At 71.5% G+C, this 11,321-nt stretch carries 7 protein-coding genes; 1 reads left to right on the top strand and 6 read right to left on the bottom strand.

Annotated elements, in window-relative coordinates; all coding sequences use genetic code 11:
• Nucleotides 1–27: 27 nt before the first annotated feature.
• The 4 genes from SL103_RS28725 to SL103_RS28710 all read right to left on the bottom strand — a co-directional run bounded on the left by SL103_RS28725 (nucleotide 28) and on the right by SL103_RS28710 (nucleotide 8,213).
• Entirely contained in the window at nucleotides 28–1,662 is a 1,635-nt protein-coding gene (locus SL103_RS28725) for a M4 family metallopeptidase (RefSeq protein ID WP_069571874.1), read from the bottom strand.
• A gap of 287 nt (nucleotides 1,663–1,949) precedes the next feature.
• Nucleotides 1,950–4,229 (bottom strand): M4 family metallopeptidase, encoded by a 2,280-nt coding sequence (locus SL103_RS28720; protein ID WP_069571872.1) that lies wholly within the window; start codon nucleotides 4,227–4,229, stop codon nucleotides 1,950–1,952.
• A 337-nt stretch (nucleotides 4,230–4,566) separates the two neighbouring features.
• The gene (locus tag SL103_RS28715) at nucleotides 4,567–6,411 is read right to left on the bottom strand and encodes an ABC transporter ATP-binding protein (protein ID WP_079146034.1); all 1,845 of its coding nucleotides are present in this window, start codon (nucleotides 6,409–6,411) and stop codon (nucleotides 4,567–4,569) included.
• Nucleotides 6,408–8,213, bottom strand: a complete 1,806-nt coding sequence (locus SL103_RS28710) for an ABC transporter transmembrane domain-containing protein (protein WP_069571870.1) — start codon at nucleotides 8,211–8,213, stop codon at nucleotides 6,408–6,410. The genes SL103_RS28715 and SL103_RS28710 overlap by 4 nt, the downstream gene beginning before the upstream one ends.
• Before the next feature lie 353 nt (nucleotides 8,214–8,566).
• Between SL103_RS28710 and SL103_RS28705 the strand changes: the two genes are divergently transcribed.
• The gene (locus tag SL103_RS28705; RefSeq protein WP_244304070.1) at nucleotides 8,567–9,316 is read left to right on the top strand and encodes a VC0807 family protein; all 750 of its coding nucleotides are present in this window, start codon (nucleotides 8,567–8,569) and stop codon (nucleotides 9,314–9,316) included.
• A 100-nt stretch (nucleotides 9,317–9,416) separates the two neighbouring features.
• Here the strand turns inward: SL103_RS28705 and SL103_RS28700 are convergent, their stop codons facing one another.
• Both SL103_RS28700 and SL103_RS28695 read right to left on the bottom strand, forming a co-directional pair.
• Nucleotides 9,417–10,907 (bottom strand): caspase family protein, encoded by a 1,491-nt coding sequence (locus tag SL103_RS28700; RefSeq protein WP_164492907.1) that lies wholly within the window; start codon nucleotides 10,905–10,907, stop codon nucleotides 9,417–9,419.
• A complete protein-coding gene (locus SL103_RS28695) occupies nucleotides 10,894–11,253 on the bottom strand; it encodes an effector-associated constant component EACC1 (protein WP_069571866.1) in 360 nt (119 codons plus the stop codon). The genes SL103_RS28700 and SL103_RS28695 overlap by 14 nt, the downstream gene beginning before the upstream one ends.
• Between the last annotated feature and the right edge of the window lie 68 nt (nucleotides 11,254–11,321).

The raw sequence follows: 11,321 nt of genomic DNA, 5'->3' as shown, positions 1-11,321 counted from the left end.
ACGATCAGCACGTTCCCGCACGTTGCGTCACTTGACGGCGACACCGGTCCAAGCGGCCTCGACGCCCTTGACCTCTGCGCTGTCCTTGCCGTAGAGGTCGGTGGCGGCCTTGACGGTCGCCTCGCGCGCGGCCTTGTAGTCCGTGTTCGAGGTCATGTACTCGGTCAGGGCCTTGAACCAGATCTTCTCGGCCTTGTCCCGGCCGATGCCGGTGACCTTGGAGCCGTCCGCCGTCGGGCTGTCGTACTTGACGCCACCGATCTCCTTCGCGCCGCTGCCCTCGGACAGCAGGTAGAAGAAGTGGTTGGCGACGCCCGAGGAGTAGTGCGGGTCGAGGTTGCCGGTGTTGGAGTCCCAGTTGTCCTGCGACTGACCGTCCTTGGACGGCTTGTCCATGTAGCGCAGCGGCTTGCCGTCACCGTTGATGTCGATCTTCTCGCCGATGAGGTAGTCGCCCGGGTCCTTGTCGTTCTTGGCGTAGAACTCGACCGAGGTCCCGAAGATGTCCGAGGTGCCCTCGTTGAGGCCGCCGGACTCGCCGCTGTAGGTGAGGTTGGCGGTGGCGGAGGTGACACCGTGCGACATCTCGTGCGCCGCGACGTCGATGGCGGTGAGCGGCTTCTTGTTGCCCTCGCCGTCGCCGTACGTCATGCAGAAGCAGCTGTCGTCCCAGAAGGCGTTGACGTAGCTGTTGCCGTAGTGGACGCGGGACGAGGCGCCCTTGCCGTCGCCCTTGATGCCGCTGCGGCCGTGCACGTTCTTGTAGTAGTCCCAGGTCTCGGCCGCACCGTAGTGCGCGTCGACGGCCGCGGTCTGCGGGTCGTCGGGCTTGCCGGTGCCCCAGGCGTCGTCGTCGTCGGTGAACGCCTTGCCGTCACCGGACTCGCTGTTGCCCAGGTTGGTGGTCTTGTGGCCACCGCGCCCGGCGTCGGTCAGCGTGAAGCCGCTGCCCTCCTTGGAGGTGCCCAGCTCGACGCTGCCGCTGTACTCGCTCTCGCCCTTGCCGGTACGGATCTCGTCGTACTGGAAGAGCTTCTTGCCGGTGTTGGCGTCGGTGATGACGTGCATCCGGCTGGGGGTGCCGTCCTTCTGCGTGCCCTTGACGACGGTGTCGTAGGCGAGGACGGGCGTGCCGGAGGCGGCCCAGACGACCTTCTTGGGCGCCTGCGCGGCGGTCTGCTTCGCGGCCAGCGACTTCGCCGCGGTGCCCTGCGCGGACTTCGCGGCGGCCTGCGGGGCGATCTTCGCCGTGGTGGACGCGACCTTGAGGGTCTTGTCGGTCGACTTGGTGGTGGACTTGATCGCACCGCCCTTGGCGGTGTGCACGACCAGGTCGCCGCCCAGCACCGGAAGGCCGGCGTAGGTGCGGTCGTAGCGGGTGTGCGTGGTGCCGTCGGCGTCCTTGATGACGTCCTTGACGACCAGCTTCTCCTGCGAGCCGAGGCCGAGCGCTTGGGCGGTCTGCGCGCGGGCGGCGCCCGCGTCACGCAGCAGTTCCGCCCGGTGCGAGGCGCTGAGGCGGAGCGGGCTGCCGTCCGCCTTCGTGGGGGTGGGGGCCGGCGAGGCGCCGGCGGTACCGACCGTGATGCCGGCGGCCAGCAGGGCCGCGGCGGCGAGGGCGGTACCGGTCACACGGGTCTTACGGGATATGCGGGGGGTCACGCGTGCTCCTTCAACTTTGCCAAGTGGTGGGGGTGCAAAGCGATGCGGGTGTGACGTGCGACCGGAACACTGCCATTCGAACGCGTGCATGTCAGGAGTCTGTTAACAACTTGGCTGATTTTCGTTCGTAGAGAGGGACGCGCTGTTCGTATAACGGAGTTGGACGCCGTTCCCGGATTTTCGGGAACGACGCCCAACTTCCTTACCTCACGGGCCAGTTGTGATCAGTTGCGCACTGCCGGCCCGCCTATGTCACACCAAGGTGACGGCCGGGTGCGGCCACCTGGTCAGAACGTCAGCTTCCAGCCGTTGATGTAGCCGCTGTCCTGGGAGTAGACGTCCTGGACCCGCAGCTTCCAGGTGCCGCTCGCCGCCTCCGAGGAGGCGTTGACGGTGTACGTCGTGTTCACGTTGGCCGCCGAGTCGTACACGCTGGAGTTCTTCAGCCGGTAGGCCGTGCCGTCCGGGGCGATCAGGTCGATGACCAGGTCACCGCGGTAGCTGTGCACGATGTCGACCCCGACCTTCAGCGTGCTCGGCGCGTTGCCGCTGCGGCTGACGGTGATCGGCGAGGTGACCGCCGCGCCGGCGTCCGGGATCTGCACGTCGTCGGCGTTCTCGAAGACATTGCCGCCGCCGACCGGGTTGACCGTCCAGGTGAAGGCGGCCGTACCGGTCTTCTTCGCCGCGTCGGTGACGGTGACCGTGACGTTGCCGGTGCCGGCCGTGGTCGGCGTACCGGAGATCAGACCGGTGCTCGCGTTGATCGACAGACCGGCGGGCAGGCCGGTCGCCGCGTAGCTCAGCGCGCCCGCGGTGCCGCTGGTCGCCTTGATCTGCAGGCTCGCCGCCTGGCCCACGGTGCTGGTCTGGTTGCCCGGGTTGGTGACGGTGACCCCGCCGCCGTCCGGGACGCGGGAGCCGACGTTGACCGCCGCCCAGGTGTTGGCGACCGTGTTGTACGACGCGCTGCCCTCGCCGAACAGGTCGGCGGCGGCCTTCAGCGTCGCGGTACGGGCGGCCGCGTAGTTGGTGTTGGAGCTCATGTACTGGCTGAGCGCCTTGAACCACACCTTCTCGGCGTTGGCCCGGCCGATGCCCGGCACCGGCAGGTTGTCGAAGGTCGGGCTGTCGTAGTGGACCCCGCCGATGTCCTTCGGGCCGCTGCCCTCGGACAGCAGGTAGAAGAAGTGGTTGGCGACGCCGGACGAGTAGTGGACGTCCTTGTTGCCGACGGTGCTGGACCAGTAGTCGGCGGACGCGCCGTCCTTGCTCGGCTTGTCCATGTAGCGCAGCGGGGTGCCGTCGCCGTTGATGTCGATCTTCTCGCCGATGAGGTAGTCACCGGGGTCCGAGGCGTTGTTGGCGTAGAACTCCACCGCCGTGCCGAAGATGTCGGAGGTCGCCTCGTTGAGGCCGCCGGACTCGCCGCTGTAGGTGAGGTTGGCGGTGGCCGCGGTGACACCGTGCGACATCTCGTGGCCGGCCACGTCGATGGCGGTCAGCGGGGCGGCGTTGCCGCTGCCGTCGCCGTAGGTCATGCAGAAGCAGCCGTCGTCCCAGAAGGCGTTGACGTAGCTGTTGCCGTAGTGCACGCGGGAGTAGGCGCCGACGCCGTCACCGCGGATGCCGCTGCGGCCGTGCACGTTCTTGTAGTAGTCCCAGGTCTCCTGGGCGCCGTAGGCGGCGTCCACACCGGCCGTCTGGGCGTTCTGCGGCGTACCGTCGCCCCAGGTGTCGTCGGCGTCGGTGAACAGCGAACCGGTGCCCGACGAACCGTGGTTGAGGTTGTAGGTCTTGTGGCCGCCACGGGTGGCGTCGGTCATCGAGAAGTTCGGGGCGGAGCCCGAGGTCCCGATGGTGACCTTGCCGCTGTACTCGCTGTTGCCGACGCCGGTCTCGATGCCCTGGTACTGGAAGATCTTGGCACCGGTGGTGGCGTCGGTGATGACGTGCAGCTGGTTGGGGGTGCCGTCGTCCTGCAGCCCGCCGATCACCGTCTCGTAGGCGAGGACCGGCTTGCCGTCGGCGACCCAGATCACCTTGCGCGGCGCCTTGGCCGCCTCGGTCTTCTTCGAGCCCAGGGCCCGCGCGGAGGTGACGGCCTTCGCCTCGGCGGCGGCCGGCTTGATCTTCGCGGTGGTGCTCGCGACCTTCAGCTGGGAGCCCACGGCCTTGGTGACGCCCTTGAGCTTGCCGGCCTTGCTCTCGTGCACCACGAGGTCGCCGCCGAGCACCGGCAGCCCTTCGTAGGTGCGCTCGTAGCGGGTGTGGATCGTGCCGTCGACATCCTTCGAGACGTCCTTGACGACCAGCTTCTCCTTCGCGCCGAGCTTCAGCTGCCGCGCGGTCTCGGCGGTGGTGGCACCGGCTGCCCGTATCAGCTCCGCACGCTGGGACGGGGACAGCTTCGCCGGCAGGGCGCCGGGAGCGGGTGCGGCATGCGTGGTGCCCGGCCGCGGGGCGGCCGCCGTTCCGGTACCGGCCTGTACACCGACGGCCAGCATCGCCGTGACGGCGACCAGCGCGCCGGTCGCAACGGCGCGGGTATGGGGGGTGCGTCTCACACTGACTCCTTCTGCGGTGGCCGCGCAGTGACGGTGCGGCCGGAGGGGGACCGGGCGGCGGAGCGGCCGTCCGGGCAGAGCGAGGCAGAACTCATGGAGCGTGTGGGGGGAGACGTACGCGAGGTACTGGATGTGCTTGTGGAGCGGTTGGCGCAAAAGATGCCGATGGTGCGCGTGGAACCGTCTGCCGCGAGGTGTGGTGCTGTGGGGGCCGCGCGGCGGTTGCGGGGAAGAGTCCCACCACGCATGACCGGTTGTCAGGCTCCGTTCAACTTATTGGCCGGAAAACGTCCGTTGCGCGAAATCGGCGTCCGAAAGCCGGACGGACGGTAGGTGTTCACGGCCGCGCCCCGCCGTGCCAGGACCCCCACAGGGCGGCATAGGCACCGTCCGCCGCCACCAGTTCGTCGTGGGTGCCCAGTTCGGCGATCCGGCCGTGCTCCATGACGGCGACCCGGTCCGCGTCGTGGGCGGTGTGCAGCCGGTGGGCGATGGCGATGACCGTACGACCTCGGAGGACGGCGGCCAGCGCCCGCTCGGTGTGGCGCGCGGTGCGCGGATCGAGCAGCGCGGTCGCCTCGTCCAGGATCACGGTGTGCGGGTCGGCCAGCACCACGCGCGCCAGGGCGAGTTGCTGGGACTGCGAGCCGTCCGGGCGGTAGCCGCCGGGGCCCAGCTCGGTGTCCAGGCCGGCCGGCAGCTCCGTGGCCCAGTCGGCTCCCACCGCGGCCAGCGCGGCGTGCAGGGCGGTATCACCGGCGTCCGGCGCGGCGATCCGCAGATTGTCCCGGACGCTGCCCAGGAACACGTGGTGCTCCTGGGTGACCAGGACGACCTGGCGGCGCAGCACCTCGGGGTCCAGCTCCGCGAGCGGCACCCGCCCGGCGGTCACCGAGCCGCTGCGCGGCGCGTCGATGCCCGCCAGCAGCCGCCCGAGCGTGGACTTGCCGGCGCCGGAGGGCCCCACCAGGGCGATCCGCTCCCCGGGGCGGATGGTCAGATCCACCCCCCGCAGCACCTCGGCACCGCCCCGGTCGTAGGCGTAACGCACCGCGCGGACGTCGATCCGGTCGTCGGCGGGCAGCGGCCGCGCGGCCCCGGCCCGCGGTGACCGCGGGGCCGTGCCCACCCCCTCGACGCGGGCGAACGCGGCGGCGCTGGACTGCAGTTGCTCGACCCACAGCAGGATCGTCTCCAGCGGCTCGGACAGCTGACGCAGGTACAGCGCCGCGGCGATCACCACCCCCAGGCTGATCCCGCCCCGCCCGTGCAGCGCCCCGCCCACCAGCAGGACGCCGGCCACCGGGAGCACGTACGAGACGTCCACCGCGGGCAGCAGCACACTGCGCAGGAACAGCGTGCGCAGCCGGGTGCGGCGGCAGCCCTCGACGGCCCGCTCGCCCGCCGCCCGCCGGCGCTCCTGGAGGCCCAGCGCCTCGACCGTCCTGGCGCCCTCCGCGGTGGCCGCGAGCAGCTCCGCCAGCGCCGACGTCGCGGCCCCCTCCGCGAGGTACGCGGCGTGCGCGCGCCGCAGGTACCACCGGACCGCCAGCAGACCGCTCAGCAGCCCCAGCCCGCACAGCCCGAGCAGCGGATCGAGCACCACCACCGCGCCGAGCAGGAACAGCGCCTGCGCCGCCGCGACGCACACCTGCGGCACCGCGTCCCGCAACGTCCGTGCGACGGCGGTGACATCGGTGGTGCCACGGGCGGTCAGATCGCCGGTGCCGGCCCGTTCCACGACCGCCGCGGGCAGCGCCAGCGCCCGGTCCAGGTACTGCTCGCGGACCCGCGCCGCGGTCCGCTCGCCGAAGCGGTGCGCGACGTACCGCGCGTACCGCGCCAGCAGCAGCTGCGCGAGCGCGCACACCACGATCGCGAGCGCCAGCCGGTCGACCGCGCGCACCCCGCCGCCCGCCCGGACCGAGTCCACGATCCGGCCGAGCAGCCACGGGCCGGCCAGCCCGGCGCCGGCGGCGAGCGCGTTGAGCACGAGCATCAGGACGAACGCCGCACGGTCCGGCCGGATCAGCCGGAGGGCCGCCCGCCGGGTCGCGGCACGCGCGGCGACCGGCAGCCCGGCACCGTCCGGCGGGGCGTCCGGAGCATCCGCGGCGGACGGCCGGCGGGCCGTGCCGGCCCGCTCCGGCGGCGCGGTCGGGGTGGGTCCGGTGGCCGTCATCGCGTGCCCTCCTCCGTCGCGGGGACCGCCCGGGGAAGCGGCAGGACGCCGCCGCCCGCCCCGCCGCCGTCCGCCCCGTTCCCGTCCGTCCCGTCCTCGCCGCGCGCGACCAGACGCCGGTAGCCGGGCTGTTCGTCGAGGAGCCGGCGGTGGCTGCCGGCCGCGGCCACCCGGCCGTCGACGAGGAAGCACACCGTGTCGGCCCGGGCCAGCAGCAGCGGTGAGGTGCTGGTGACGACGGTGGTGCGGCCCGCCCGGGCGGCGTGCAGCCGGGCCGCGACGGCCGCCTCGGTGTGGGCGTCGACCGCAGAGGTCGGCTCCACCGCGAGCAGCACCTCGGGGTCGGCCAGCAGCGCCCGCACCAGGCGCAGCCGCTGCCGCTGCCCGCCGGAGAGATTCTGTCCGCGCGCCTCGACCGGGGAGTCCAGCCCGTCCGGCAGACCGCGCACGATGTCCTCGGCCATCGCCGCGCGTACGGCGTCCCCGATGGCCTGCTCGGTACGGTCGCGACGCCCCGCGAGCACCTCGCGCAGCGTCCCGGCGAACAGCGCCGCCTCGTTGTCCGCCACCAGGATCCGGCCGCGGACCTCGGCCAGCGGCAGCTCGTCGAGCCGCACCGCGCCCCAGGTCGCCGCGGATTCCGCGAACCGGCCCAGCCGGTCGACCACCGCGGCCGACTCGGCCGGCCGGGCGGAGACCAGCGCCGTCAGCTGCCCGGGCACCACCTCGACGCCCGAGCGGGGATCCCGCAGCACGGCCGGCCCCTCCGGCGCGCGCACCGTACCGGCCCGCGCCGCGGAGCCGTCCGCGGTGTCCGGCTCGCATGCCAGGAACCGGACGACCCGGCCGGCGGCGACCAGTCCGCGGGTCAGGTCGTAGCCGCCCTCGATGAAGAACGAGACCGGTAGCACCAGGGCCGCCGCATAGCCGTAGACCGCCACCAACTCGCCCACCGTGATCTGCCCTTGGGCCGCCATCCGGGCGGCGAGCCAGGTCACCGCGGCCAGGAAGAGCGCCGGCAGCCCCACCCCGAGCGCCTGGATCCAGCTCGTCGCCGCGCCGACCCGGTAGCCCTCGCGGCACAGTGCCCGCGACTCGCCGCGGTAGCGATCGGCGAACACCTCCTTGCCGCCCAGCCCGGCCAGCACCCGCAACCCGCCGACCAGGTCCGTCAGCCGCGCGGCCAGCCCGCTCTGCCGCTCGCGGTAGCGCGCCTCCGCGCCCTGGAGCCGGCCCAGCAGCGGCCCCACCAGCAGCGCGAGCAGCGGTACGCCCAGCAGCACCACCACGGCGAGCAGCGGCGAGACGGCCAGCAGCAGCGCCGCGACGACGACGTAGGCCAGCACCCCGCCGACACCGGGCCCGGTCATCGTCAGGGTCTGGCTGATCACCCCGACGTCGCCGATCCCGATCGTGACGATCTCCCCGGCCGTGGTCTTCCCCGGCAGCGCCGCGCCCAGCCGTACGGTGTGCGCCACGAGGGTGCGAACCGTGCGGAAGGTGGCGTCCATCCGGATCCGGGTCATCGTGCGGTGCCGCAGGGCCCCCAGACAGGCGTTGAGCACCCCGACGCCCAGCAGCGCCGCGGTCCATCCGAGCAGCGCCGGCATCCGGCCCGGCACCAGCCCCTCGTCGATCGCCCGGGACAGCACGTACGGCGGCACCATCAGCCCCATCATCCACAGGCTTCCGTACGCCGCCCCCGCCGCGACCCGCCGGCGCTGACAGGCCACCAGCCACCACAGGTACCGCCCGGCACCGCGGTGGCCCACGGCCCCCGGGCCCGCTGCGTCGTCCGCCATGTGCCGCCCCCCCGTTCGTCCTCGTCCCATGATCCGGACTCCGTCAACCCCGGCTCCTGCGGGGCCCGGAGTCCGCGTCCGGTGACCGGCGGCACAGCCGGTGGACGGTCGGCCGGGGGAGCCCGGGGGCGGGACGGCGCGGACGCGCGAACCTCCGCACGCCGCGGGGAGCGGAACGGCAGCCTGTGCGGCGGTGGTTCAGCGGTGGCTGGCCGGGCCGGTCATGGAGACCGATCGGAATTAGGCATTCCGGTCAGATATGGCCATCATCTGTGCGTGGGCCGTTGGTTCCGCACCACGGGCCCTCATCACGTGCGCGCTGCCGCGCTTGTCAGGCACCTTCAGGGGGAACAGTGCCCGCTCAGAACACCACGACCACGCAGGACACTTCGAGCGCATCGGACCCGGGGGTCGCCCGGACGGCTGAGCGCCCCGCGCCGCCGGCCCGGTCCGGGCGTGCCGCCGCGCTCGGCTGGCTGCTCACCCTCGCGCTCAACGTCGCCGCCCCGATCCTCACCTACAACGCCCTCCGCGACCACGGTTGGAGCGAGGTCGCGGCGCTCCTGGCGGGCGGCGCCTGGCCGGTGCTCGACAGCGTCGTCCACCTGGTGTGGCGCCGCCGTCTCGACGAGTTCGCGCTCGTCACCCTGGCGTTCCTGGTGATCACGGCCGTGGTGACGCTCCTGGGCGCGCACTCGGCACGAGCCCTGCTGGTCAAGGACTCCGCCGTCACCGGGCTGTTCGGGCTGCTGTGCCTGGCGACGCTGCTGGCTCCGCGCCCGCTGATGTTCTACTTCGGCCGCAAGTTCGCGACCGACGGCACCGCCGCGAGCACCGCCTGGTGGAACGGCCTGTGGCAGTTCGAAGGATTCCGCAAGACCCTCGCCACGATGACGACGGTCTGGGGCGTGGCCTACTGCCTGGAGGCCGCGCTCCGGGTCGGGCTCGCGTACACGCTGAACACGGACACCGTGGTGACGCTCAGCCCGTTCCTGATCTACGGCGTCCTCGGCGGCCTCGTCCTGTGGACCAGCGCGTACGGCAAGCGGGCAGGGCGCAGGGGCGAGGAGCGCGCCGCCGCCGCGGCCGCTGCTCGGGGCTGACCGGGGCATGATCTTGGTGAACCCCGGTTTCTTCCACCGGGGTTCACCGGATGATGTGCCGTTCAGGACGTGATCCGGGAGGACCCCGGTGGAAGAGGTCCTACTCGTTCCGGGTGTCCGCCCGAAACCATTCGGGGTGGTTCTTCAGGAGGTCCTTCAGAGCGGGCCAGGTCTGATTCAGGGTGTCCTGGAGCGGATGCTGATTGCACTCTTCGATCTTCACTTCACTGCCTGCGAATCCCACGATCAGCGTGGTCACCTGGCTTGCACCCGCCGCGAGTCCCGCGCCCCAGCCCTCCCATCTGGACGAATGGGAAAAGGTGACGTCATGCAGGCGGGAGTAGGGAACCCTGACGCGGCGATCGACGGTCCGGACGACGACGTGCGTGTCGGAGAAGGCGACCACTCCCGGCGTGAAGCCCAGCAGGCCGACCTTGACGAAACCCAGGAGCTGTTCGTCCCCGTGGATCGCACAAGTGCGCTTGATCTTGGCGGTCTTCCCCCGTCGAGGTCGGCGCTCCGTCACGAGGGGGATGCCGAGGTCGGCGAGCAGCATGCGCAGGGCGTCGGCCAAGGACGCCGGTTCGACCCGGTGGCGCTCGATGTAGGCGTCCACTTGCGCGATGTTGTAGCCGTGGCGGTCCTCGCCGGACACCACGGGGAAGTAGGGCGGTCTGCCCCTTGACCGACGATGGGGATCGGCGACCAGAGCGATGACATCGTGCCGGTGGGCGTCCACCTGTGTGATGTTGTATCCGCCGCCTTCGACCAGATCGAAGTCGCGCCCGGCGGGCGCCGTCGGCTGCGCTGCCGACGCGTCCGCGACAGCTGACCCCGCGCTGGTCCAGGCGTTGTTCCGTACGAAGCGGAAGCGGGCCACGCTGTCGGTGGACCGCTGGTTGGGCCTGGGCAGGCCGGCCTGCCGCAGTCGCGCCTTGAGGTGCGGGTAGATGGTCTCCAGCGTGAGCCACGGTGACTCCGCAGGCAGTCCCTTGTGCAGGACTTCGAGGAGCTGGCCCGTGAACGAGGTCGGAACCCCGTCTTGTTCCGCGAGCGGAGGGACATGAGCCGTCAGGTCGGCGGCAGTCAGGGTGTAGACACCGGTGGCCGCCGTGGCATGATCCACCGCGTCGACGCTGAGGGCCTCGATGGCACGTCCGGAATAACAGCAGTCGAGAATGACAATCTTGACCTCGGCGGGACAGCTGACGAGCGCCCTCTTCACCCTGCTGTACTCGATGCCGGTCACGTCGGCGTGTTCGGGATCGGTACCGGCAACGGTGAGGATCAGCTCGCCGGACGGGCTGATGAGACCGTGACCGGCGTAGTACAGCAGGAACGTCCCCATCGCTTCCTGAGCCAGACGGCGGATCTGCAGGATCGGCTGGATCGCGTCGGAGGGGTCCTGCAGATCCACGACCTGCTCCGGCGGCCACCCACCCAGACCGGGGTCGGTGAGCATGAGCTTCATGGCACGCACACTGTTCGCGGCGGCGGGAACCGGGGGAATGCCCGGGTGACGGAACGCCGAGGCCCCCAGCAGAACAGCGCGGGCCCCTTGCAGATCCGCGCGGTGACTACTCGCGGCCACTGCCGGCCCGCCGCACCATCGCTTCGATGAGGGGGGCGGCAACCTCCGCTTCCGCCGTCTCCAGATGCTCCGTGACTCCCTCCGGCGAAGTGATGGTGAACTTCACCGCGGGGCGACGGCTCTTGAGCCATGCGGTGAGCGACTGGGCCAGGACGACACCGAAGCCGCCCGATCCGACGGCGACAATCACCGCGTCCAAGACGCCACCGGAAAGCTCCTCGGGCCCCGCGGCCCGGAACGCCGGCTGCACCAGTCCCGACAACTGACGTTCGGCCCGGAGCCACTGCAACAGAGCCGTGAGCTCCCCGACGCCCTCGTCTCCGATCGCACCGATCCTGATTTCCATCAAACCTCCCCGATGCCACAGGCGGCGGGACAAACGCCCACCGGAGGGAAGTGTCCCAGCCGGCAATC

Origin of the sequence: Streptomyces lydicus (assembly GCF_001729485.1) — a bacterium.
Taxonomy (GTDB): Bacteria; Actinomycetota; Actinomycetes; order Streptomycetales; family Streptomycetaceae; genus Streptomyces; species Streptomyces lydicus_D.
This window is presented reverse-complemented; position numbering and strand designations above follow the sequence as displayed.